This is a genomic window from Sphingomonas sp. 22R3R2A-7, assembly GCF_036856055.1.
GTDB lineage: Bacteria > Pseudomonadota > Alphaproteobacteria > Sphingomonadales > Sphingomonadaceae > Sphingomonas.
In genome coordinates this window covers 3,623,106-3,646,705 of sequence record NZ_JASPFR010000001.1, presented here as the reverse complement: position 1 = coordinate 3,646,705, position 23,600 = coordinate 3,623,106, and the positions used below count along the sequence as shown (strand labels likewise).

General features: G+C 63.3%; 20 protein-coding genes and 2 pseudogenes. 13 read left to right on the top strand and 9 right to left on the bottom strand.

Annotation, left to right across the window (positions count from 1 at the left end; genetic code table 11):
* Positions 1-102 precede the first annotated feature (102 nt).
* Positions 103-792 carry an alternative oxidase gene (locus QP165_RS17465; protein ID WP_333996566.1) on the bottom strand — a complete coding sequence of 230 codons (690 nt, stop codon included), beginning with the start codon at positions 790-792 and terminating at the stop codon, positions 103-105.
* Positions 793-1,351: 559 nt separating this feature from the next.
* Here QP165_RS17465 and QP165_RS17460 point away from each other — a divergent pair.
* Complete coding sequence (locus QP165_RS17460) at positions 1,352-1,810, top strand: group III truncated hemoglobin (RefSeq protein ID WP_333996565.1); 459 nt, start codon at positions 1,352-1,354, stop codon at positions 1,808-1,810.
* An 84-nt stretch (positions 1,811-1,894) separates the two neighbouring features.
* Here QP165_RS17460 and QP165_RS17455 read toward each other — a convergent pair whose 3' ends face one another.
* The 5 genes from QP165_RS17455 to QP165_RS17435 form a co-directional block, all read right to left on the bottom strand.
* Positions 1,895-3,112: a condensation domain-containing protein gene (locus tag QP165_RS17455; RefSeq protein ID WP_333996564.1), complete on the bottom strand. Its 1,218-nt coding sequence runs from the start codon at positions 3,110-3,112 to the stop codon at positions 1,895-1,897.
* A 193-nt stretch (positions 3,113-3,305) separates the two neighbouring features.
* Entirely contained in the window at positions 3,306-4,520 is a 1,215-nt protein-coding gene (gene hmpA / locus QP165_RS17450) for an NO-inducible flavohemoprotein (protein WP_333996563.1), read from the bottom strand.
* A 71-nt stretch (positions 4,521-4,591) separates the two neighbouring features.
* On the bottom strand, positions 4,592-5,563 hold the full coding sequence (locus QP165_RS17445; protein WP_333996562.1) for a catalase family peroxidase: 972 nt from the start codon (positions 5,561-5,563) through the stop codon (positions 4,592-4,594).
* A complete protein-coding gene (locus tag QP165_RS17440; protein WP_333996561.1) occupies positions 5,560-6,138 on the bottom strand; it encodes a DUF1971 domain-containing protein in 579 nt (192 codons plus the stop codon). The genes QP165_RS17445 and QP165_RS17440 overlap by 4 nt, the downstream gene beginning before the upstream one ends.
* 47 nt (positions 6,139-6,185) lie before the next feature.
* Positions 6,186-6,455 (bottom strand): hypothetical protein, encoded by a 270-nt coding sequence (locus tag QP165_RS17435; RefSeq protein ID WP_333996560.1) that lies wholly within the window; start codon positions 6,453-6,455, stop codon positions 6,186-6,188.
* A gap of 426 nt (positions 6,456-6,881) precedes the next feature.
* Between QP165_RS17435 and QP165_RS20120 the strand changes: the two are divergent.
* From QP165_RS20120 to QP165_RS17390, 10 genes and pseudogenes are all read left to right on the top strand, one after another.
* Positions 6,882-6,977: pseudogene (locus QP165_RS20120) on the top strand (SDR family NAD(P)-dependent oxidoreductase); the annotation flags it as partial.
* 46 nt (positions 6,978-7,023) lie between these two features.
* On the top strand, positions 7,024-7,644 hold the full coding sequence (locus QP165_RS17430) for an SDR family oxidoreductase (RefSeq protein ID WP_333996559.1): 621 nt from the start codon (positions 7,024-7,026) through the stop codon (positions 7,642-7,644).
* A 286-nt stretch (positions 7,645-7,930) separates the two neighbouring features.
* Positions 7,931-8,773 carry an alpha/beta fold hydrolase gene (locus tag QP165_RS17425; protein WP_333996558.1) on the top strand — a complete coding sequence of 281 codons (843 nt, stop codon included), beginning with the start codon at positions 7,931-7,933 and terminating at the stop codon, positions 8,771-8,773.
* A gap of 753 nt (positions 8,774-9,526) precedes the next feature.
* Positions 9,527-10,972 carry a MocR-like pyridoxine biosynthesis transcription factor PdxR gene (gene pdxR, locus QP165_RS17420; RefSeq protein WP_333996557.1) on the top strand — a complete coding sequence of 482 codons (1,446 nt, stop codon included), beginning with the start codon at positions 9,527-9,529 and terminating at the stop codon, positions 10,970-10,972.
* A 328-nt stretch (positions 10,973-11,300) separates the two neighbouring features.
* On the top strand, positions 11,301-13,061 hold the full coding sequence (locus QP165_RS17415) for a PAS domain-containing sensor histidine kinase (RefSeq protein ID WP_333996556.1): 1,761 nt from the start codon (positions 11,301-11,303) through the stop codon (positions 13,059-13,061).
* Between the two features lie 142 nt (positions 13,062-13,203).
* Entirely contained in the window at positions 13,204-13,851 is a 648-nt protein-coding gene (locus QP165_RS17410) for a response regulator transcription factor (protein ID WP_333996555.1), read from the top strand.
* 253 nt (positions 13,852-14,104) lie between these two features.
* Positions 14,105-14,566: a hypothetical protein gene (locus QP165_RS17405; protein WP_333996554.1), complete on the top strand. Its 462-nt coding sequence runs from the start codon at positions 14,105-14,107 to the stop codon at positions 14,564-14,566.
* A complete protein-coding gene (locus QP165_RS17400; protein ID WP_333996553.1) occupies positions 14,551-14,874 on the top strand; it encodes an ATP-binding protein in 324 nt (107 codons plus the stop codon). The genes QP165_RS17405 and QP165_RS17400 overlap by 16 nt, the downstream gene beginning before the upstream one ends.
* A 182-nt stretch (positions 14,875-15,056) precedes the next feature.
* A complete protein-coding gene (locus tag QP165_RS17395) occupies positions 15,057-16,268 on the top strand; it encodes an MFS transporter (protein WP_333996552.1) in 1,212 nt (403 codons plus the stop codon).
* Positions 16,269-16,792: 524 nt separating this feature from the next.
* Positions 16,793-18,376: a Na+/H+ antiporter gene (locus QP165_RS17390; RefSeq protein ID WP_333996551.1), complete on the top strand. Its 1,584-nt coding sequence runs from the start codon at positions 16,793-16,795 to the stop codon at positions 18,374-18,376.
* An 83-nt stretch (positions 18,377-18,459) separates the two neighbouring features.
* On the opposite strand, the gene QP165_RS17385 is transcribed toward QP165_RS17390, so the two are convergent.
* Complete coding sequence (locus QP165_RS17385; protein WP_333996550.1) at positions 18,460-19,020, bottom strand: RrF2 family transcriptional regulator; 561 nt, start codon at positions 19,018-19,020, stop codon at positions 18,460-18,462.
* Between QP165_RS17385 and pdxR (QP165_RS17380) the strand changes: the two are divergent.
* A pseudogene (gene pdxR / locus QP165_RS17380) lies at positions 18,999-20,420 on the top strand (MocR-like pyridoxine biosynthesis transcription factor PdxR); the annotation flags it as partial. The gene QP165_RS17385 and the pseudogene pdxR (QP165_RS17380) overlap by 22 nt on opposite strands.
* A gap of 247 nt (positions 20,421-20,667) precedes the next feature.
* Positions 20,668-21,306, top strand: a complete 639-nt coding sequence (locus tag QP165_RS17375) for an FMN-dependent NADH-azoreductase (RefSeq protein WP_333996549.1) — start codon at positions 20,668-20,670, stop codon at positions 21,304-21,306.
* 157 nt (positions 21,307-21,463) lie between these two features.
* Here QP165_RS17375 and QP165_RS17370 read toward each other — a convergent pair whose 3' ends face one another.
* Positions 21,464-23,185 carry a PAS domain-containing sensor histidine kinase gene (locus tag QP165_RS17370; RefSeq protein ID WP_333996548.1) on the bottom strand — a complete coding sequence of 574 codons (1,722 nt, stop codon included), beginning with the start codon at positions 23,183-23,185 and terminating at the stop codon, positions 21,464-21,466.
* 22 nt (positions 23,186-23,207) lie between these two features.
* Positions 23,208-23,588 carry a response regulator transcription factor gene (locus QP165_RS17365; protein WP_333996547.1) on the bottom strand — a complete coding sequence of 127 codons (381 nt, stop codon included), beginning with the start codon at positions 23,586-23,588 and terminating at the stop codon, positions 23,208-23,210.
* Positions 23,589-23,600: the final 12 nt, after the last annotated feature.

Below are 23,600 nucleotides of genomic sequence, written 5' to 3'. Positions count from 1 at the left end.
CGTGTCTGCCGTAGGCTCGTCGGTTGGCCCCAGGAACTGAAGGTCCGGGGTTTAGGCGTCAGAACGTACCTCAAACCAACCGTGGTTCAGTGTCGCACCCGATCACGCGACCTTACGGATCGTGTCGGCGTGCTCGGGATAAGGAGATACATGAGCAAACGCCGCGGCATCGCCACTCATCTCGCTTGCTAGACCGTGATTCACATCGCGATGATGCGCTTCGTCGGCACGCACCACCAGCACGACATCACGTAGCGTGGCATCGGCGGGGAGCTTCCAATAGTGCTTTGCAATATCCGGCGCAGGGCCATTCGCGGCCCGGCCGTCGTCGATCTCCTGAAGATACAGCGTGTAGCTGTAGACGGCCTCCTCCTCGAAATAGCCGATGACGCGGTGGGCGGTCTTCGCGCTAGCAAGGTAGAGCAGGAAGTAGGCGAGATAGAACACCCATTGCGCGGATATGATGACGAAACGCTCGAAACGCGTTGGCTGTGCCACCTCGATGAATGTCATCAAGTGCATCCGTTCGTTTTCGGCTTCCTCTAGGAGGGTCCGGATCCAGCCGTGATCGTCGGACATGTCGCGCAGCGCGCGTAGATGCTTGAGCGTTGCGCCAACCATGCCAGGCACTGCCGCGATCGTTTCGAGAACCACGGCGCGATGGCCGTATCGTTTGGCAAAGAAGGTGTCGGCACAGAACCGCATGGCCTTGGTGAACGCGAGTGCCACTCGGTCTGAGGCGTTCTCGGGCCGGTGGTGGACGGCCAAGTCGATATAGGGGGTGTTCGGCATCGTGATCGTCCCTGTTGAATGGGATGTGCAAGTGTCCCCTAAATAGACAACGGCGTGCACCTCGACAGACCCAAGATCGCCCAAATGAAGAGTACCATCCAGCTGGCGATCCTCCACCCCCACACCGGTCGGCCCGACTTGGTACAGCCTCAATTTCATCGCTCAGTTCTAGTAACAAGACGCTAGGGCGCTGAAAGTGGGGAGAGAATAATAGAGAAGGGCCAAGACCGATGCATGCTGAGCAAACAAGTGGGTCACCAAACCGACCCGCGGCCCGGCCGTTCGGCATTTCGAAGCCTCGGCGCGGCGCGCCGTCGAAAGCCTCCGAACAGCCGGGTGCATTCCACGACCTGGGCAACCTCATCCATATCGTCACAAGCGTCCCGAACGTCAGTCCGCGCGAAAAGAGCGTCACTGTGCACGATCACTGCGGTAGCCGCGTTGGAGTCGCGATGGTTGCACGGTTCGCCGGGGCAGTCGGCGGCAACATCCATATCGAAAGCGCTCCCGGTGTGGGCACGGGAATGGCCCTCTCGATATCGTCGAGCGTTGCCGGCGCGTGCTCGTGAACGAAAGCCAACATGCTCGCGACGCGAGAGCCGCCAAGCGTGCACATGCACTGTCGCTCGGCATAGACGACACGTTCATCGCAACGATGATTGATCGCTTCTATGCCAAAATTCGAAGCGATCTGATGCTGGGCCCGATCTTCGCCAGCCATGTCGCCGACTGGGCGCCGCACCTGGAGCGCATGAACCTTTTCTGGCGGTCGGTCCTATTCAGTTCCGGCGAATTCACTGGGAACCCGATGCTGAAGCACGTCGTGATTCCGGATCTTGACCGACGTCAATTCGCGCAGTGGCTGGCACTGTTCGATGAAACGCTCATCGAGATCGGCACAGCGCCGGCACGCATCCTCATACTGGAGCGCGCGCGCAATATCGCAAACAGTCTACTGAACGCGGTGAATATTCATAGCGGGCGTGGCATAGGTCTATCCAAGGCAGACGAGCTCTGAAGTTGAAAGCGTTCTAAACTTGGCTCGACTAGGCGCACCCAAGCGGCCACCTTGGCGCTCCGATAAGGTACCATCGAGTTCTGGTCATGTCGAACCTATAAGACTCATCAACTCATTGACCACCGATGGCATCAACTGCACGAGGGGAGCTTGGTTTGACAAGGTCAGATGGAGAGCTCCGTTCACCGTCAGAGCGCCGAGCACCTGCTCACCAGGCGAACCGGTCAGGATGGCCGGGCCCCACATCCGCTCCAGATCGAACCGACCGTAGGAAGGGCTGAAGGGTAATGCACCGACGTTGGTGACCATGCCTTCCGAACCGAACAAGGAGGTCATCACGCCCGCCGCCGTCTCTATGGTCGGACCAGAGCCGATCAACTCGGTCAACGCTGAAAGCGCGCCCCGAATGGTCGCCTGTTCCTGCGCCGGCAGAAGTTGACCCTTGAGCTCGGAAGCGAGCGCCCATCCGCTCTGAACCCTACCTGCGGCGGCCGTCACGACGTTGACGGTGATCGCGACGCGGGAATGGACGCCGCGTTCCGAGGCAGGGTCCGTACTCACTGGGACGAGAATGCGCACCGGCCCGTCCCGCCACGCGGCAGACATGGTGGATCCCGCCGAGACCAGTGCGGCGCAAAGGGCACCTTGCAGCGTCGTGCCGTTTTGACGGCACGCAGCCAGCAGCGCGCTCGTATCCTCCCTGCTCAGCTCGGCACCCTCGACCCTGATCTGTCGATCCGTCGCCGTGGGGGCCGGAGCGATCGGATCACCGCGGAATGGAGGAAGGCGGGATGGAAGGAATGTCGACTCATGTGCCTCGGGGATCCCTGTCGAACCGAGCTCGGCACCGGCGATCGCCCGTAGAAGGTCATGTAGCGCGAACGAAATCGAGATTCCGTCCGCGATGGAATGGTGAGCTGCCAGTAGGATCGTCTGCCGATCGAGGCCGGATATGCAGGTAGCGCGTATCAATGGCATGGCGTTCTCGGAGAACGGCGTGACGAGCTCCCGCTCCATCTCCTCCTGCCAAGTATACGTCTTCGCCGAAACACCGCGAAGAGGGATCTCGGCGTCGCTCGCCACGAAGGCTCTCGTCATCGGGTCTATGCGCATGCGCATCAGCGGATTTCGCATCTGCAGGGCGTTGAGCGCCCTGCGCCATTCGCCAACCTCCACCCGGCCCGTGATCGTCGCCGCCATCACGAAGTGGAACGGCGATGCGAAGTTGTAGAGCCAGAACAACTCTTCGGTAGCACCCAACCGTCGGCCCGTCCCGGTTGGATGCTCTGAGTGATTATTCATCTGCTGATCCTGCTCGGACTGTAGGTATGTGAGCGCGGGGTCTCCGACCTTGCAGAAGGTCGGCGCGTTGGCCGCGAAGCTTGTCGGAATGAAGCGAGGACGAACTACGGGCCGCGCAAGGGCTTCCCTTGCGATGGCTGGCTACGTGGCCCGGATCGTTGATCAGGCGGCGGGACACGCCCGCCGCCGCCCCTCACGTCCCGATCAGCCCGTCGGCAGGGCCGAAGAACTCGTAGTGAATCCGATCGCTCGGAACCCCGGCGAGCGCCAGACCGCTCACGAATGCGCGTAGAAACGGTTTGGGGCCGCACAGATAGATGTCCGCATCGTGCAGCGGCGTATTCTCCGCGAGCCATTCGGTGGTCACGAAGCCGCTGACATCATGTGTTTCACCAGGCACATCGCAGGCCCTCGGCTGGCTGTAGAACGTTGCGACGGCAATGTTACCGTGCCCTTCCGCAGTGGCACGCACGTGAGTGTCCATGGCGTGGGTCGCGCTGCTCATCGTACCATGGATATAGTGTGCTTCAACATCCGGGTGATCGGCGGCGATCGCCTCCACCATGCTGATCATCGGCGTCAGGCCGACCCCGCCCGAAAGAAGGATGACCGGACGCTGGGGCGACTCTTCCAGAAAGAAGTCGCCTGCCGGTGGCGTGGTCTCCACGACATCGCCGATCTGGACGTCGTCGTGGAAGTACCGGGAACCGCCATGTCCATCGGCCTCGCGCTTGACCGAGATACGGTAGTGATCGTCGTTCGGACCGCATGAAATGGAATAGTTGCGCTTCAGATCGGGCTGACCCGGCGCATCCAGCCGGAACGTCAGGTACTGGCCCGGCTTATGCCGAATGACCGGGCCCCCGTCCAAAGGTGAAAGAATGAACGAGGTGATCACGCTGCTCTCGCGGATGCGGTCGGCGACGACGAAGGAGCGCCACCCCGTCCAGCCGCCGCTGCTGTGCTCGATCTCGTCGCGGATGACCACTTCTCTCGCCTTCAGCACTTCGGCAAGGAACCAGTATGCTTCGCCCCAGGCCTCCAGAATCTCATCGGTCGCGGCGTCGCCCAACACCTCCTTGATCGCTCCGAGCAGCGCGGTCGCGACGTACGGATAGTGTTCGGGCAGGATGTGGTAGCCGATGTGCTTCTGGGAGATGCGCTCGACGACAGGCGCCAACGCTCCCAGATTCTCGATGTTCTGCGCATACCCGAGGATGGCGGCTGCCAACGCATGGACCTGCCCGCCGCCCTCCCCCTGGTTGGCGTGGTTGAACAGCTTGCGGATGTGATCGTCGCGCAGCAGGCGATCGTACATGACCGCGGTGATCGTCGTGCCGTGCTGGACGAGCGCAGGAACCGTTGCCTTGACTAGCGCGATAGTCTGGGCGCTGAGTGGCGTCACCATCGTATAAATCCCATCGTCTCATTGGAGCCACGCCGTCCGCCGGAACCAGCGTCGTGCGAATTCGTAAGGGGTTATTGGCGCTCGCTGAACGAGACCGGATAGGCCTCGGTGCGTACCGCGAGCATGGGGTCCGCCGCCGCTATCCCGTCCGGCATCCTCCCTGGAAGGAACATCAGCGCGCGGTCGGCCTCCGCGGTGTTCGCCGCCAAGGCGTCGATCGTGATCGTACCCAGCTTGACCAGCTTGCGGCTCGCGGGCCACGCGATCGACGGGTCGTCGAGCAGATCTCCGGGTTGACCAAGTTGCGCGTACCAGTCGAACCGGACGGGCCCATCCTTCACGCGCTTGGCGATCTCGGGCTGCAGGTAGTTCGGCGTAGGGCCGACTCCGGCGCCGAAGTACTTCTCGCCGGCCGCCGGCACGAAGCGATAGCGTACCGGTCGCGTGCGGCCTTTGCGGTCGGTGAAGATGACCGCATTGACCCCGAAGTATGCGGTGGTCGCATAGCTGAGTGGGGCTGGATGCTGGGTCGTCAAGAACGTCTTGGCGTCGGGATGGGCCGCGAGAAAGGCGTCGAGCGGCGTCGGCGCGGCAACTCCTGGACCACTGTTGCCGATTGCTCGCAGCAGCGCGCCGAACTCGGTTGCGGTGCGCGTCGGGAACCCGTCGAAATTGTGCGTGACGATATCAAGAGAAGGGTTGGTCCGCGAACCGAACTTGATCGCCATGCCGCGAGGATTGGCCCCCGGATCGTTGTCAGGGATGTCGGGAAAGCCGGTGAAATTGGAGAAGCGGACTGTGACTGGCGTGGTCGTCTCGAACAGCAAAGCGCGGCTGAGCGTTCGCGCCGCGCTCGTCGGCTCGAACCTGCCTTCCAGGATGATGCCTTTGGCGTGGACCGCCCGAGCATGGTGCTCGCCGAAGGCGGTATGAAGGTCCTGGACGAGGTCCCGAGCGGATTCCGCCAGCTTCTCCTGCGCGCTCGCGCGCTCTGTCGTGCCCAGCAGCAGTGCCGAAGCCGCGACGATTTGGAAGATCTTCATGAGTTTTGTCCTTGTGGCCGGGGCGTGCGGAGCATGGCGGCGGGGGCCAGCGCGTCTGCATCGCGGAGGAACTCCACGTGGAATCGGACGGGACCGATCGGCGCGATGTGATGCAGGATCGTCGGTTCGACGATGCCTGGCGGCCCGCCGGCGGTCAGGACCACAGACGCGGATAGGCGTCGATCGTCCGTGATGTCGTACTGCAGTGCTCCGTCCAGCACATGGATGAGAGCCCACGTGCCGGCCTTGGTTCGATGATCCTTGAGCAACGGGGCCGGCAGGGTTTCGTCGGTGAATTCCATCGTGCGGCGCTGGAACACCACGCTGTCGGGCAGCGCCAATGGATTGGGCTCCCTCGAACGTGCCAAGTGCGCGGCACCGCTGACCCGTTGATCGAGACCACTATTGTTGCTGAAGAAGGCACCGGCGAACAGTCCGCATCCCAGCAGCACCGAGACGAAGACGCTGAGGGCCAGCATGCCAACCATCGGGGCCGTCAGCGACATGAACAGCGACATGTACCACACTGCAGCGGCGAAGAGAGCCGCGGCGGCGGCGACGATCAATGTCATCATGCGCCGAAACTCCGTCCGGGCGTCTCCGACCGGGGAGTGCGTCATGCTCATGCTGCCTTCCAGAGTTTGTCGGCGTAGGCGAGATAGGGCGCGATGATCGACCGCTCCGCCTGTTCGTTCCTTTGGCTGGCAAGCCCGTGATCGACTTCCCGGCGATGCGTTCCGTCCGCATGCGCGGACAGCCCGAAGCCGCGTAGCGTGGCAGGGCCCGGTAACCCGGCACAGACGCGCCTCGCGTTGAAGGCGAGCGCGACGCGATCGGATCCGCTTTCAGGGCGTTGGCGGACGGCGAGATCAATGTACGGCGTGGTCAGCATGACCAGACTCCCTGTGGCGGGGATGAGCGGTGCAGCCCAAGTAGACCGCGCCTCTGGAAACGACAGACCCAAGATATCCGAAAATGATCGTACCATTCCCAGCCCCCATCCGGTCCGATGGGCGGAAGTGCTGACCCGCATGAGCCAAATCTCAGCCGCCTTCAGGTGGCAGCCGCGGTCATGCCGAATGCTCCACGTGCACTGCGGTCGCTATTCATTGGTCGATCTTGGCTAAGCGTTGCTGGCAGTCGCGGCGGTTACTGCATCGGTGCGAGTTTCAACGTTGCCGACGATGGTACCCGCACGCTTGGTACATCGCCTTATATCGATCTCGGTCCTAGCGCGACTTACTGCCGAGTTTACAGCAAGATTCTTGCTGCCGAATATCGGCGCATTAGTTCCAAGCTTAAACAAAGGTGAACCAATATGTCGAATCTAGCGGGAAAGACGGCCTTGGTCACCGGCGCGAGTCGCGGGATCGGGCGCTATACGGCCCAACGACTTGCTCGTGATGGCGCTCGTGTCGGCGTGCACTATGGAAAGCAGGAAGCGGCGGCCATGGAAGTAGTTGCCAGCATCGAGATCCGCTGGCGGCTCGGCATTTGCAATACAGACGGACTTCTCCGTTCCACACGCAGCGGAGACGCTTTGGGAAGCATTCGACCAGCATGCGGATGGCTTGGACATCCTCGTCAACAACGCCGGCGAAGTCGTCTACGGCACGGTGGCCGAGGTCAAGGAAGAGGACTTCGACCGCCTTTTCGCCGTCAACGTCAAAGCTCCGATCTTCATCATTCAGCACGGCCTCAGCCGACTGCGTGACGGTGGTCGGATCATCAACGTGTCATCGGCAGCCGCTTACATGGCAAGCCCCATGGCAACGATGTACGCCACGACCAAGGGCGCCATCAGCACGCTGACTCGTACCGTGGCCTGGGATTTGGCCGAGCGGCTCATCACCGTCAATGCGGTCGCACCAGGATTCACCGACACGGACATGAGTACCTGGTTCGCGGAACCGGGTGCCAAGGCGTGGGCGGCAAGCATGAGCGCCGCGGGCCGCGTCGCAGAGCCCCGCGACATCGGCGACATCATCGCGTTTCTCGCCTCTGACGACGCACGTTATGTCAATGGTCAGGTGATCGACGCGACGGGCGGCGGTCTGCTTGGGGTTACGAAGGCTTCCTAGGGAAGCGATCCAAGACGGCGAGCGGCCATGCGGGCCACTCTCGCCGATCGCGACGATCGCTCCGGATGGTCCGGTCGCTATCGCCACAGTTGCACCAGAGGCGTGGCGGACAGCTGGAGCCGCCACAGCTGCGCAATATCAGGACACCGAGATGTCAAACCTCACACGCGAGTTGTCCAGAAGAGCAGTGATTTTCGGATCCGGAACCGTGGCCGCGGCGACGCTGCTGCCACAGATAGCTTTCGCAGAATCACCTCTCGCCCCCAAACAAGACGGAGTTACCGGAATGAGCAGCGGATTCATCAAGACCAAGGACGGCACCGACATCTTCTACAAGGACTGGGGTCCGAAGAATGCGCAGCCGATCATGTTTCATCACGGTTGGCCGCTGTCGTCGGATGACTGGGACGCGCAGATGCTGTTCTTCCTCGGCGAAGGCTACCGTGTCGTGGCCCACGACCGCCGCGGACATGGCCGGTCGTCGCAGGCGGATAACGGCAACGACATGGACCATTATGCCGCCGACGCCTCAGCCGTGGTCGAGCATCTCGATCTGCGGAACACCGTGCATATAGGTCATTCGACCGGGGGCGGCGAGGTCGCGCGCTATGTAGCCAAATTCGGTCAGCCCCAGGCTCGCGTTGCCAAGGCTGTGCTGGTGAGCGCGGTTCCGCCGCTTATGCTGAAGACCGCAGCCAATCCGGGTGGCACCCCGATCACCGTGTTCGACGGGTTCCGCAAGGCGTTGGCCGACAACCGCGCGCAGTTCTTTCTCGATGTCGCGTCAGGGCCGTTCTACGGCTTCAACCGGCCCCACGAGAAGGTCTCGCAGGGCATCATCCAGAATTGGTGGCGCCAAGGCATGATGGGCGGCGCGGTGGCGCACTACGAGGGCATCAAGGCATTCTCCGAGACCGACCAGACCGCGGATCTGAAGGCGATCACCGTGCCCGTGCTCGTCATGCAGGGGGATGATGACCAAATCGTGCCCTATGCCGCCGCGGCGATGCTTCAGGCCAAGCTGCTCAAGAACGCAACGCTGAAGATCTACAAGGGGTTTCCGCATGGCATGCTGACAACGCATGCCGACGTCATCAACCCGGATCTGCTCGCGTTCGTGAGGCGCTGACGAGATCGCAAACCTCGGAGCATACTCTCCTCGATAGCAGCCGCGCGGAGACCCGACGGTTCAGGTCCCTTGTCCTGTACGGTCGGGTCGCCGGCGATCGGTCGCGGCGCGCCATATCCATCGGCTCTAGCGTTTTCGCGCCGCCGCTTGCCTCTGGGCCCGCCGTTTGGCCTTTTCGCAGACTCTGAGAGTTACGCGCGCCTGATCCATTCGCCCGTTGCCCTTGCAAACGGGCTTTGCAACGCTGCTGGTGACGTTGGATAAAAGCCAGTTCTCGAGCTTAAAAACTAAGCCGCGGATCATCCTTTAGCCGATCACCTGTTCTGTCGAAATCGGCCATCAGGCACTTCCGGGCTCGATCTGTGCGTCACGTCGGCGCGATGCGTTGCCCTATGGCGGCGGGTCTCTTGCTCGAACCGGGGCGTCGATCGTCCACGGCAATCCTCGTTCCAGCGCCACCGGCAAGGCAAAGCAGGACGCACACGATCGTCCCCGCAGGTAACACTTTTGGGTGAATTCGATCGCTCTTTTACGGTGCAGACGGTCGCCCGCCACCCATCCAATCCTCCGGAAATGCCCACATTGCCTAATGTCGTCAGTAGCATAACGATCTGGTGACCGTCTGATGGAGCGGAGAGCCCCAAGGCTCGACAGTCTCAAAAGATAGCCGCGCAGTGCCATCGACAGAAAACGCCCGGTCAATCATAATGCGTCATCACTGGATATAACGTTCATAAACAGGATCTGAGCGCCATGCCCGAAGGTATCTCAGTAGCCGTTCAAGACATTGCAGTAGATCGAAGCATAGCGAAATCTTTAACTCATCAGATAACGGACAATCTGCGAGATGCCATCTTGAATGGTCATCTGAAAGAAGGGTCTCGACTTCCTTCGTGGCTCGACATGGCAACACAGTTGGGAGTAGCACGCGGAACGGTGAAAGCCGCCTACGAGACACTGGCCGACGAGGCGCTAGTCTTCTCCGCCGGCGCGGCAGGCACTCGGGTGGCTAAACCGCGTAGCCGACAGGCGGGCGCTGCACCCGTCCGCATCAAGCGTCCGCTGGAGGGCTTCGAACGAGGGTTCGACCTTCCTCCCCTCCCCTTCCAGATGGGCGTTCCAGCTCAGGATGCCTTCCCCGCGAAACTATGGTCTCGCGTGCGGATGCGCGCGGTTCGCGAGGAGGCTTCGGCACCAGGCGGGCCTCCAGATCCCCGAGGCCACCCGATGCTCCGCACGCAGATCGCCAGCTATCTTTCGATTGCCCGGGGGATACGCTGCCATCCGGATCAGATCATCGTAACCAGCGGCTATCGGAATGGGTTGAGTGTGGCGCTCATGACGCTGCAGTGCCACGGCAGGAAAGGCTGGGTCGAGGATCCTGGCTATCCACTGGCGCGCATGGCGCTGCAGCTGGCAGGGATGTGCGCCGTAGCAGTTCCGGTTGACGGCGACGGACTGGACGTCGAGGCGGGCATATCGATGGCAGCCGATGCTGCCGTGGCCATCGTGACGCCGGGCCAGCACGCTCCGACCGGTGTCGCCATGAGTTCGGCTCGTCGGCGTCAGCTGCTCGAATGGGCGGCACGCGAGGACGCCTGGATCATAGAGGACGACTATCTGAGTGAACTCCAGCTCTCCGGCCGGGCACGGAATGCACTGGCCGCGGAGGACGATCGGGGGCGCGTGATACATCTCGGAACGTTCAGCAAGACGCTGAGCCCCACGCTCGGCCTCGGTTTCGTCGTGGCGCCAATGGAGCTGGCGGAGCGGTTCGGAGAGGTCGCCGGCTGCCTCAACCCCGCATCCAACTCGACCACTCAGCTGGCCTTGGCGGAGTTTCTCGCCGACGGACACTACCTGCGGCATCTTCGTCACATGAAGACATTGTATCGGGAGCGAAGCCACGCCCTGCATTGCGATCTCGGTCCCGCGTTCGGATCCGACGCGATGGCGGGCTTGGCCGTCCTGACCCGACTACCCACCGGAACGGACGATGTGGCCCTTTGTCGGCTCGCGCTGGAAGCAGGGATAAACCCCGCCCCCCTCTCCCCATGGTACACTAGGGAAGCGGGACGGCACGCAGGCCTCCTCTTGGGTGTAACGAACCTGAATCGTGCGCGCCTGCAGCCTGCGTGCGAGGCGTTGAAGTCCCTCATCGCCAACGAGATAGGGCCGATCCCAAAGCGCCCGCACTGATGCTGCGACTGTTCTTAGTGAGGTTCGAGCTCCGAAGTTTTTACTGTCCGCGGGACGGCTTCCTGAACTGTGCCACGCCCCCAGTGCGACGGCCGGACGCGAAAGGACCGACGCGAAACACTAACACGTCCGCTGTGATCCGTGTTAGAACGTCGACGAGTGCAAGCGGCGCTGAAGCTGCTAGCGTAACTGAACGAGGGACGATCAAGCTGCGTGTCCTTGAACCTTTCCACCACCGCACAACGGTCCGCGTTCCTTCTGAGATGCGGCCAATCGACCGCCACCGCCCTATGCGGCGAACGGCTTCTCTCGTGGTGATCGACGTAAAGTGACAAAGAACGCCGATGACTCGGTCCCTCATCCCCAGACACCGCCACAAGTCCGCGTTGGCGTAACGACGCACCCGCCCGAGTCCGCGAAGTCGGATCGGCAAGCTTCCGGGTCGAGCGCTGTCTGGCATTTCGAAATCGGCGAGGCACATCCGCTTCTAGGATCCGACGGAGAGCGGACCGACTGGTCATCCTCGGATGAACCCGACTGGCGCCGCGACGAGCTGGACACAGTCCTTGATTCCATCCGCGTCGTCGAGGTGAGCGACGCGGCCATAAGCCTGTTCGGCCTGCCTATGGACCGTGAACACCTGCTTACGTGGCCCGTGGCGAATCTATGGCCGGAACAGAGTCACGCTGCGCTCGCCGACATCCTGCGCGCCGTGAGCATCAAGGGAGACGACGCGCCGGAACTTCGACATATCGGGACGGTGGGCTGGCTTGACGCCGTATCCCTGACCGCGCAGCGTTCGACGCAGACCGGCCTACACGGCATCATAATTCTGACGATCAGTGGCACGGTCAGTGCGGCCAGCGCTCTACGTGAACTGCAATCCCGCCAAGATCGCTGGCGCAACATGCTTTCGGCCATGCCGATCCCGATCTGGCAGGTCGATGCAGTACCAGCAGGTAAGATTCTCGACCGCCTTGCTGAAAACGGCGTGACGGATCTCCCAACCTATCTCGCGGAGCACCCCGCACTCGTCGATCTGGCGGGGGAGATCGTTCTCGTGACGCAGGTGAACGATGCAGCCGTCGCGCTCCTGCGTGCGTCACATCCCTCCCAACTCATCAGGTCGGTGGAATATCTCTTCGCGGCAGCCCCAGGCTCGCATCTCCGCCTCCTGCAGGCGTACTGTTCGGGTCTGCCGACCTACGTCGAGGAGATACAGGTTCGCGACCTCGTCGGACATCTTCAAGACGTGCTGTTCATGGTCATGTTCCCTGGCCGCGGGCGCCGTCTCGAGTCCACGATCTTGCTGATGATCGACAATACCGAACGGATCGCGGCCGAGACGAAGGTGCGACGCGTCGAGGCGGACTTCGCGCACGCTGCGCGGATCTCGACGTTGGGCGAACTGACCGCATCCCTCGCGCACGAGGTCAAGCAGCCCATCTCGGCCATGTTGACGAATGCGGAGACCAGCCTGCGCTGGTTAGCGAAGGACCCGCCAAACCTGGCGAAGGTAGCGCAACTGAACCAGAGGATCGTGAGCAGCGCTCAGCACGCGAACGACGTCATCAACCGGATCCAGGACATGGCCCGACACCGGGCACCTCACCGTGGACCGCTCAACTTCAACGAAGTCGTCGTTCAGGCGGTCAGCTTCGTCAGGCATGACACAGACGAGCACGACATTCGCCTGCGCCTCGACTTGGCGGTAGGTCTGCCACCAGTTCGCGGTGATCGCGTTCAACTTCAGCAAGTTGTCGTCAACCTCCTCGTCAATAGCGCGCAAGCCCTGAAGTCCGTCGGCGATGGCCGCCGGGAAATCCATGTCAGGACTTTCGTTCCCGAGGCGGGCATCGGGTTGTGCGTGCAGGATACCGGACCGGGGATCCCGGAAGGCGACCTGGACCGCGTCTTCGAAGGATTCTTCAGTACGAAGGACGACGGCTTGGGCATAGGGCTCGCAATCTGCCAGTCGATCGTCGCGGCGCACGGCGGCACCATCACTGCATCGAATGCGGCTGCGGGCGGCGCGATCTTCGACGTCGTAATTCCGGTCACCCCCGCCGATACCGATGGAGGAGGTTGAACATGGAACGGCACCGCATGCGACAGTTGCTCCGGCGCTGTACTCCGGAAGTCGCCCCTGTCGTGGGTGGGTCACCCGCGCCTGCAGCCGAAAGGACCTCTTGGCGTCGACGCCCCGAAAAGCGCGGAATTGGATCAGGGCAATGAACGAACTCGACCAATCGCGACCCGATGGCCCCCTCGTCATCGTGGTGGACGACGATGACGCGGTCCGGGAATCGATTTGCGAACTCCTCCTCTCGGTGGGCACTGAGACCGCTTCCTTCGCGTCGACCGCGTCGCTGCTCGAGGCGGACGTGCTCCATCGTCCAGGGTGCCTGATCCTCGACGTGCGGATGCCCGGTGTGAACGGCCTGGAATTCCAAGGCCGTTTGGCCGCCACCGGGATTTCCGCTTCGATCATCTTCCTTACCGGCCATGGCGACATACCCATGACGGTCCAGGCGATGAAGGCAGGAGCGGTCGAGTTTCTGACAAAGCCGGTAAGGGACCAGACCCTTCTGGACGCCGTAGACCGTGCGATTGCGGTCGACCTCCGCAAGCGATCCGATGATCTTGCCGTGCGGGAAAGCATTCTCCTGTTCGAAAGCCTCACTCCCCGCGAGCGGCAGGTGATGAAGGCCGTGGTCCTAGGCGCGTTGAACAAGCAGATCGCGTTCGACCTCGGGATCTCGGACATCACCGTGAAGCTCCACCGAGCAAGCATGATGAAGAAGATGAAGACGACATTCGTCACCCACCTCGTCAGCGTGTGGCAGGCACTACCGCAGGCTATGCGCGACGCGATCTGATGGCCACGGGCCACGGATCGCCCCCTGGCGGCCCTCGAACTCGCGGGCGGCCGAACTCGCACATCGTCCGACGTCGTTAAGGTGGCGGCCCCGGACCTTCATCCGTCGTCGTGCCCGGCCGCCGCACGCTGTCGTCGAAGATGCCCGTGAAGGTCCTGCCCCCTATACCGCGGTATGGCTTCGCCACGTCCTTTCGCCGGATCGATCCCCATCAAAGTCAGGACTAACGTCGCGCCATGGCTCACGATTGGGCATGAAAAGCAGGGAGAACGTCGTGCTCGGTCTTGAACAGAACTCTTCCTACGCTCCGGTGATCTGCGGTGTAGGCGTCCACAAGCTCGCAGACGACGATGCCGGAGCCGGCATCGTTCACGACTTGGGCAACCTCATCCAGGTCGTGAGCGCGGCGGTCAACATCATCGGTCGGAACCCCAGCGTCATGGCGACATCATCGCTGCTGCCGATAGTAGCGCGTGCCCGGGTCTCGCTCGAAAGCGCGAGTGCTCTCGTACGCCAGACGATGGCCTCGGCACGGGAGCGCACTGCCGAGACGAACGACGATCTCGTGAACGTCGACCTCGCCCTCTCGCCGCTCACAGATGTGCTTGCCTCGCTCTGCGAACCCAATGTCGCATTCCAGATGACGCTGCAACGGGACCTCCCCCGATCCGCTGCTCCTCCGTCGGCCTGCGAACGGCCGTGCTCAACCTGGTGATGAACGCACGCGATGCGTCGGCCAATGGTGGCACGATCTCCATCGACGTCGTCCAGAAGGAGCTGCTCGCGCGAACGGACGTCGTGATCTCGGTCACGGATCGAGGCGAAGGCATGAGCGAGGCAACGCGGGCGCGCGCTTTCGAGCCCCGCTTCACTACAAAGCAAGGGGGACGGGGTACCGGTTACGGTCTCGCCATGGTGCACCAGTTCATGCGGACTTCAGGGGGCACGGCGGAAATCCACAGCCAGTTCGGGAGCGGAACCTCCGTCGCACTGCGGTTTCCAGCGGCGAGCGTCGCGCGGTAGTGTCGAATGCCCCGCTCGGTATGTACGCGCCCCGGACCGATGAGCCATCATCCTGGTATCCGATGGCGTGGTCGATCCTCCGCAATCCCGCTCACCGTAACGGCTCGCCGCCGATACGGCAGGTATGCCCGACCAAGCCGTCCGGCGGGTCGTCCACACGATCTTGAGACAGAGTCCGTAACATGCCGAATTCGCATCCTTGGGCCGTCACGGGCCTCTGCTTCGCCGCGTCGATGGTGGAGGGATATGACCTGCAGTCGGCGGGCGTGGCCGCGCCCGCGCTCGCTGCCGCGCTTCACGTCTTCAAGGACAATTTGGGGCTCGTCTTCGCCTGCAGCACCGTCGGAATGCTTGTCGGTGCGGCAATCGGCGGCTGGCTCTCGGACCGCATAGGCCGAAAGAACGTGCTGGTCGGTTCCCTGGCGATGTTCGGCGTCTTCTCGATCTGCACCGTCTCGGCCTTCGACCTAAAATCGCTTCTGATCATTCGCGTCCTTACGGGGGTCGGCCTCGGCAGCACCTTTCCCAGCCTGATCGCTCTGGTCGCGGCCCACGCGGAGAACGCCAGAAGGGCCGGCAGAGTGACGATGGTAAGTGCCGGGATGCCGCTCGGAGGCGCGGTGGCCGTTCTGTTCAGCCTGACGACGGCGGCTGGCGACTGGCGCTGGATATTCTATCTCGGAGGCGCCGGCCCCCTGATCCTTGCGCCCATCGTCGCCGTGGCGATGCCTTCCGACCAGTCCAGTCAACGTCGTGAGGATAGGCAGGCCATGGAGTCCGGCCGAGCAAGCACGCGTCGGATTCTGTTCGGCGATGGGCGTGCGCGCGCAACCCTTTCGCTCTGGTTGGCATCGCTGTGCACGCTGCTCGTCCTGTACCTCATGGTGAACTGGTTGCCCTCCCTGCTCGTCAGCCGCGGCTCCGACAGGTCCGAGGCGCTGTTGGCGTCCCTGGGCTTCAACATCGCGGGAACGGCTGGCGCCGTGGCTTGCGGCATCCTCATGGGACGTGCGCGCAGGACCCGGACGCTCGTGCTCACGTACGCCGGCGCCATCGTCGGCACCGCAGCCTTGGCGATGTCCGGCAGTCTCGCAGCGACGGTGGCGTCGGCGTCCATCGTCGGCGCGTGCATCACAGCCGGTCAATTCGCCATCTATGGTCTCTCCGCGGAATGCTACCCTTTCCGATGGCAAGGAACGGGGGCGGGCGCGGCGGTCGCCTTCGGACGGATCGGCGCCGTCATCGGCCCGTTGCTGGCCGGCGCCATACTGGCCGAAGGAGGTTCTCCCACGGACGTGCTCGTCGTGCTGCTGCCGCTCATTTCGGCGGCGTTGATCGCGCTGTTGTTTCTGTCTCGTACGGCGGTAAGCCCGGATAGTGCAACGGGGGGTTGATGCGGGGGCGGTGTCGGCCAGCTCAGGCCCGTCCCCGGAGACTCGCAATCCACTTAGGCCCCTCCCCCCTACCACAGTCGCTGAACCCACCGACGCGGCGAAAGCGGGGTCCCCGTCGGCAGCCGGAACATGCGTCGTTGTGGAAAGGAGCGGATATGCGGTGACGCGTCGTCGCTCACGAATGCGAACACTCGAATTTTTAAAAGCGGGCCGTCAGCGAAAACCTGACCGACTTTCGATGATGCCGCAGCTCACGCGGATGGAATAGCCCAGACGTCCGAAGCGGTTTCGCACACGACCTCGGTCCAGATGTGGCTGACTGCGGCATGCGCGGAGCCTCGTTGTCCATAGTTCGCAACAGGTTCCAGCCCGGATAGCGGCCCATATCCATCTTGTCCGGGTACGAAATCAACCGTCTGGAGCCTACGAAACATCCTCGGCGGTCGGTCGCATTGTCATCTGGCGACGCTCGGTTATGAAGCTGCGCGAGCATGCGCTCTGCTCGCGATATCGGGAGGGGTATCATGCATCCGACGGCGGGCTTCGAACTGATCATCGCCATGTTTCTGGTAGTGGTCGGGCTGCACTATTTCGCCCAACGGCTTTCGCTGCCTCCCGCTGCAGCTCTAATCGTCGGCGGCGGCGCGCTCGCCTTCGTGCCCGGCCTTCCCGGCATAGAGATCGATCCCGAACTCGTCCTCGTCCTCTTCCTGCCTCCACTGCTGATGGACGGCGCCTGGTTCACCGCTATCGCGCCCTTCCGCCGCCATGTGGCGGGGATACTCTCGCTGGCAGTAGGCGCGGTGTTCTTCACGACAGCGGTGGTGGCAGTGGTTGCGAAGTTGCTGCTTCCCGATCTCCCCTGGGCCGCCTGTGTCGCACTGGGCGCGATCCTGTCGCCGCCCGATGCGGTATCCGCACGCGCCGTGCTCCAGCGCGTCAGGCTGCCCCGGCGGCTCTCGACGCTCCTCGAGGGCGAAAGCCTGCTCAACGACGCCGCCGGGCTGGTCCTGTTCCGCTTCGCCGTCGCCGCGGTGCTCACCGGGACGTTCAGCCTCGGTGCGGCTACGGGGAGCTTCTTCATGCTGGTCCTCGGCGGCATCGCGGTCGGTGCCGGAATCGGAGCCCTCTGGGTGCTCCTGCTGCGCCGCCTGGGAGACGACACGTTGATGATCGCGGCTACGGTGCTGGTTTGCTGGAGCGCCTATATCGCGGGCGAGCTTCTCCATGTTTCGGGCGTCATCGCGGTGGTGACGGCTGGGCTTACCTGTGGCTGGTATCAGCATGTCGTATTCAGCGCGAGCGTGCGCATCCGGGCTTTCGCCTTCTGGGAGGTACTGGTGTTCCTGCTCGAAGCGGCGGTGTTCACTCTGATCGGTCTTTCGCTACGAGGCTTGCTCGACCGCGTCGGCGGCGTCGGCGTCGTGATCGACACGATGGCGGCCCCCGTGATCCTGATCGTCGCAGCCGTCATCCTCGCGCGGTTCGTTTGGATCTTCGGCGCCGATGCGATCCTCTCGGTGTTGCGCCGCCTCGGTTGGAAAAACGCCCGTCCGCTCGGGCCGCGCGCCGCGCTGGTAATGAGTTGGGCGGGGATGCGCGGCGTGGTGACACTGGCGGTGGCGCTCTCGCTGCCCGAGACGATGCCGGCGCGCGATCTGATGCTGGTGACCGCCTTCGCGGTCATCCTCGTCACTGTTCTGGTGCAGGGCACGTCGCTCGGCTGGGTCATTCGGCGCGCAAAGCCAGCAGAGGATCCAGGCTCGCTGCCACCGCTCGATCTCTACGCCGCGGAGTCGGCGATGTTCCGCGCCCAGCTGACCGCGGTGGAACGCGAGGCGTATGACGCGGATGGACGCCTCGTCCACGCGCAACTGCTGCGACGCTATCAGACGCGCGCGACGGCGGGGGACGCCTTTGCAGGAACGGCAGAGGAGCGCACGCTGGCGATCGCGAGCCACTTCGACGTGATCATTGCCGCAGTGAAGGCCGGACGCGATCACATGGTCGAACTGCATCGTACCGGACGGATCGACGACGAGACGCTACACGACCTGGAACATGATCTCGATCTTGAGGAACTGGCCGCCACCGCGGCGAAGGGCTGAACCGGCGGGCGGCCGCCGCGGACGGCTCGATCTCGCGTCGATCGTTCCGCCAGCAGAAGAACAGCATCAATCATCGGCTGACGCTAACCGGAATCGTTCTGCCTACGCTCGAAGCTCTTCTGGACGGCGTCGGCACGCGACGCCTCTCGCGCTACGCCGCGATCGGCGAACCATGCGTCAACTTCGGCGCCGAAGCCCGGCGGCGTCTTGAACCCTTGCGCCAGATCCAAGATCGTCGTGCGGGCAAGTTCCGACCGCATCGCGGCCTCGGCCCTGAGCATCACGGCGTGAATGCCGCAGACACCCCCCGTGATCCACTCCGGCGGATCCGATCTGATCAGCACGCAACCTCGTCGGACATCGCGGCATTGGAAGATGGCACTCGGCCCGTCGATCGCCTCGACGACGTCCAGCATCGTGATCTCCCCGGGCGGCCGCGCCAAACGGTATCCGCCGTTTATGCCGCTGTTCGAGACGACCAGTCCCGCCTTCTCCATTTTCGGCATGATCTTGCCTAACACAGAGGGAGAGGCACCTTGGAAGTCGGCGAGATCCCGGCTGCTGACCGAACGACCATCCTGTCCGATGAGCCACAGGATGCAGTGGAGGCCGGACTCCACCGATGGCCCGTAGAGAACACTCATGCTCGTCCGCTACCGACGCGTCGTGCGGGATCAAGCTCCGGCATCGGTCTCCATCCGCCTGTCCGACCGCCTACCTGAACCAATGTATAGGTGGACCCATTCTCGACAGTCTCGGCACCCCTGATCATAACTCCTTCTACCGATCCGCTTTAGGAACGCCAGAACCGAGGCCTACGGAAATGACACTGCAACTCACCAACGACCGGTTCTCGATCGCGATCGACAGGTCCAAGCCGGTACCCATCACCGAGCAGATCACGACGAACCTCCGTAGCGCGATCATGGACGGCCTTCTCGAGCCCGGCGCGCGACTTCCGTCATGGCTGGACATGGCAACGCGGCTTGGGGTCGCGAGAGGAACGGTGAAGGCCGCGTACGAACGGCTCACGGACGAATTCCTCGTCGTCTCCGCAGGGGCCGCAGGGACCCGCGTCGCAGGCCGCAAGCCCGTCACGCCCACCCTGCCGACACGGCAGATCGCTCGCCCGCTGCAGGGCATCGAGCGCGGCTTCTCGTTGGCGCCTCTGCCATTCCAGATCGGCGTACCCGCACAGGACGCCTTTCCCGCCAAGCTGTGGTCGCGTATTCGGACCCGGGCGGTCCGCGAGGACGCAATGGCGCCAGTAGGTCCCCCCGATCCTCGCGGGCATCCAGAGTTACGGGCGCAGATCGCCAGCTACCTCGCCATCTCGCGTGGCATCCGCTGCGTTCCCGATCAGATCATTCTCACCAGCGGCTACAAGAACGGCCTCTTCCTCGCCATCACGACGCTGCAGCTCCACGGTCGCTCCGTCTGGATGGAGGATCCCGGATACCCGATCGCCAAGATGGGTCTCGAACTCGCCGGCATGAAGGTCGTCCCCGTTCCGGTCGACGACCAAGGCATCCGGGTCGATCGCGGGATCGCGCTCGCTCCCGACGCGGGCTTGGCGGTGGTGACGCCTGGTCAGCAGGCGCCGACCGGCGTCACCATGTCGCCGTCGAGGCGCCGGGAACTGCTGGATTGGGCGAAGCGCGAAGACGCATGGATCGTCGAAGACGACTATCTCAGCGAACTCCAGCTCACCGGACGTGCTGCACCCGCACTCGCTGCCGAGGACACCCATGGGCGCGTCGTCCACGTAGGCAGCTTCAGCAAGACGCTCAGTCCCGCCCTCAGTCTCGGGTTCCTCGTCGCACCGCTGGCGATGGCGGAACGGTTCGGCGAGGTCGCGGCCTGCCTCAATCCGGCACCGAACCCTACGACGCAGCTCGCGCTGGCGAGCTTTCTGGCGGACGGCCACTACCTGCGTCACCTGCGCCATATGAAGGCCCTCTACATGGAAAGGCGGAACGCGCTGCGCGAATGCCTCGGCCAGGATCTCATCATGCAGGACGTGTCGGGTCTTGCCGTGCCCATCCGACTGCCGAAAGGGTTCAGCGACGTCGCCTTGGCCCAGCAGGCACTCGGTCGCGGGATCGCCCCCTTCCGATGTCCGTGTGGCATCACAACAGGGAAGATGCCCAGCCAGGCTTCCTCCTGGGTGTCACCAATCTCCGCAAGGGCCACCTCGAGCAGGCTTGCGGAACGCTTCGCGAGCTTATCGCGGCGGGTGCCTGAACCGTCCCGGCCTCGTTCCACGAACCATTCATCGAAGAGGCACGACAATGCGACTGCTGCACGTCGATTCCAGCCCCCGGGGCGAAATCTCCAAATCCCGCTCGCTCTCGCGGGGCTTCGTGGAAGCGATGCTTTCCCGATCCCCCGACATGTCCGTCGACCATCTGGATCTGTCACGAGAGGCCCCTCCGCACGTAACCGCGGAATTCATAACGGCCACCTACACCCCGGCGAACGACAGGACGTCCGACATGCGCGCGACGCTGGCTGAGTCGGACGCGCTATGCGAGCGCCTGCTCTCGGCCGATTTCCTCGTCTTCGCGATGCCGATGTACAACTTCACGATGCCCTCCACCTTCAAGGCGTTCATAGACGCCATCGTGAGAACGAACGTCACCTACGACGTCGCTGCCGACGGACGATACGTCGGACGGCTCGGCGGAAAGAAGGTGCTTTTCATCACCACCCGGGGCGTAGACATGCGAGCGGGATCCCCGCTGGCCCACATGGATGGCCTCACCCCTGCGGTTCGGGCCGCGTTCGGGTTCATGGGCGTGGACGAACCCACCTTCGTCGACGCGCAGCCGGTCCAGTTCGCTCAGCCGGAAGAGTGCGCGGAGGCCCTGGATCGGGCGCGTCGACAGCTTGCCCGTTTGGCGGGCCAATGGACGGACGATCGAGTATAGCACGCGGGATCACCGGCTGGGATCCGCACCCGGCGCCCACCGGCGTCCAAGCCGTCTGCCAACGCGGCCGGCGGTCCCGGCGACGCGGCGATCCGATGGGCGGCCCTCAGCTATGGCGTTCCGATCCGGTGTCAGGCGGTCTCGTCCCACCTCCCTGTTAGGATGGGCCGCCGACACCTTCGGCGGGTATCGCGAAGTGGAAGCATGCGCCGCCATCGGCCATGTTGGACACTCCGATCTCACCGCCATGCGCAGCGATGATGGACTGGCATATCGTCAGCCCCATGCCCATGCCGTCGACCTTCGTCGTGAAGAAACCGTTGAACACGACGTCCATGTGCTCGGCATCGACGCCCGGCCCGCTATCCCGGATCGAGAAGGCGACGTGGCCTGCATGGTCGACGTATGTCCGCAGATGGACGCTTCGCTCGGAACCGTGCCCTTGGCTCATTGCCTGCATGCTGTTGATGATCAGGTTGACCATGACCTGCTGGATCTGGATCCGGTCGCACCGGGCCGGCGGCAGTCCCGCGGCGAACTCCGCGGAAACGGCGACGCGCTTCTCGTCCAGATCGTGACGAAGGAACAGCAGCACCTCACGCGCCACTTCGCTCATGTCCGTCAACCGCCTTTCGGCAGCGACGTTGTTCGCCATACCGCGGATCCGCTGGATGATCTGCGCCGCCCGATGCGCATCGGTGATGATGCGGGCGATCCGATCGGTCGCCCGGGGGAGGTTTGGCAAGGTTTTGTCGAGCCACCGCAGCGCCGCCTGTCCGTTAGCCGAGATCGCACCCAGCGGCTGGGTCAATTCGTGAGCGACGGACGCGGTCAACTCACCGAGCATCGAGATGCGAGCTCCGTGGGCGAACTCGGACTGCAACTTCTGTAGCTGGGTCTCGGCGTTCCGCCGATCGGTGATATCCAGCATGCCCATCAGGCTGGCACCCAGGAAGGTGTCGGGAGATGGAAACGCCAGAGAGAAGAGGATGTCTATCGTGCGACCGTCCCGTGTCCGCATCCTCGTCTCCTCGGCGAAGTACGGGACCCCTTCGAACCGAGCGATGAGCGCACGTTTGAAGGTATCGGGCGAATCCACCCAGAGCGCGCGAACGGGACCGACCAGATCATGCGCCGACGCCGCTCCGAACAGGGTCGTGGCGTGGTCGTTGACCTCGGCGACGGCGACGATGTCCAAGGCCTGATCGAGGTATTCCGGGTTCGCCTCAACATATGCGGCGGGGTCCGTAATTCCAGCCGCGCGCAGTTCACGAACGAGCCGCCCGATACCTCGCCCGTCCGCGAGCATCAGCGCCACCGGCGCTCGCATGAACAGCTGCCGGTAACGCTCCTCTGCTGCCGTAAATCGCGCATAGGCCTCATCCTGTGAGACCAAGGAGCTGAACTCGATCGTGCCGTCGATCCGGCCCGATGCATCCGCATGCCGCGTCCAGCGCGAGTACACGACCCGTTCCTTCAGCCCCGTCGTCAGGCGTCGCAGCTGCCCGGACCAGCTGCCGGTCCGAGCGAGAACCTCGTACGCGGCATCGTTGGGAAGATGCCCCGGAGCGGCCAGAATGTCGACGTGGCTACCGATGGCCTCCTCGGCGGTGAACCCGTAGAGTTCGGCGGCCCGCCCGTTCCAGGCCCGGATGGTGCCGTCGAGGCCGAAGACTATGACGCTTTCGGAACATAGCTCGGCAAGGTCGTCGCCAGCGCGGAAGACGGCCCCTCCCGGCGTCTTGACGCTGCGTTCCGGCACGTCGAAAATCGATGACGAAGCGCTCACGGGCGAACGGCCGAACAGTGACGATCGCGATCGAAGCTCGTTCGGCTGATCGGCCAACGGGTGTTCAACCGTGGACTTCCCGGCTTCCATCCACTGCCGATCCCCGTCCGCATCAGCACCGCCCCACCGCCGCGCGGTCGTCGAGAACCCCCTGCAGATGCTTGAGAAGCAATCTGTCGTCGAGCGGCTTGGTCAGATAGGCCAACGCGCCGGTACTCATCGCGCGAGTACGGGTCGCGGCATCTCCCTGGGCGGAAATTATGATGACCGGAAACGACGGATCGATCCGGAACAGTCGCCTTTGAAGCTGCAACCCGCTTTCACCCAGCAGATTCAGATCGGTGATCAGCGCGACGAAGCGCTCGGGCTCGTACGCCTCCATGAAGCTCTCGCTTCCGTCGAAGGTGCGGCAGTCGAAGTCAAACACCTCGATGAGATCGGCGAGTGCCTCCCGCATCGCCTCGTCGTCGTCGACAACCGCAAACAGGGGCAAACTGGACAAGTT

Bases quoted from the DNA above. Each gene is read 5' to 3' on its own strand.
- QP165_RS17465 (WP_333996566.1), bottom strand. From the start codon at position 792: ATGCCGAACACCCCCTATATCGACTTGGCCGTCCACCACCGGCCCGAG.
- QP165_RS17455 (WP_333996564.1), bottom strand. From the start codon at position 3,112: ATGAATAATCACTCAGAGCATCCAACCGGGACGGGCCGACGGTTGGGT.
- hmpA (WP_333996563.1), bottom strand. From the start codon at position 4,520: ATGGTGACGCCACTCAGCGCCCAGACTATCGCGCTAGTCAAGGCAACG.
- QP165_RS17445 (WP_333996562.1), bottom strand. From the start codon at position 5,563: ATGAAGATCTTCCAAATCGTCGCGGCTTCGGCACTGCTGCTGGGCACG.
- QP165_RS17440 (WP_333996561.1), bottom strand. From the start codon at position 6,138: ATGATGACATTGATCGTCGCCGCCGCCGCGGCTCTCTTCGCCGCTGCA.
- QP165_RS17435 (WP_333996560.1), bottom strand. From the start codon at position 6,455: ATGCTGACCACGCCGTACATTGATCTCGCCGTCCGCCAACGCCCTGAA.
- QP165_RS17425 (WP_333996558.1), top strand. From the start codon at position 7,931: ATGAGCAGCGGATTCATCAAGACCAAGGACGGCACCGACATCTTCTAC.
- pdxR (WP_333996557.1), top strand. From the start codon at position 9,527: ATGCCCGAAGGTATCTCAGTAGCCGTTCAAGACATTGCAGTAGATCGA.
- QP165_RS17410 (WP_333996555.1), top strand. From the start codon at position 13,204: ATGAACGAACTCGACCAATCGCGACCCGATGGCCCCCTCGTCATCGTG.
- QP165_RS17405 (WP_333996554.1), top strand. From the start codon at position 14,105: ATGAAAAGCAGGGAGAACGTCGTGCTCGGTCTTGAACAGAACTCTTCC.
- QP165_RS17395 (WP_333996552.1), top strand. From the start codon at position 15,057: ATGCCGAATTCGCATCCTTGGGCCGTCACGGGCCTCTGCTTCGCCGCG.
- QP165_RS17390 (WP_333996551.1), top strand. From the start codon at position 16,793: ATGCATCCGACGGCGGGCTTCGAACTGATCATCGCCATGTTTCTGGTA.
- QP165_RS17385 (WP_333996550.1), bottom strand. From the start codon at position 19,020: ATGAGTGTTCTCTACGGGCCATCGGTGGAGTCCGGCCTCCACTGCATC.
- QP165_RS17375 (WP_333996549.1), top strand. From the start codon at position 20,668: ATGCGACTGCTGCACGTCGATTCCAGCCCCCGGGGCGAAATCTCCAAA.
- QP165_RS17370 (WP_333996548.1), bottom strand. From the start codon at position 23,185: ATGGAAGCCGGGAAGTCCACGGTTGAACACCCGTTGGCCGATCAGCCG.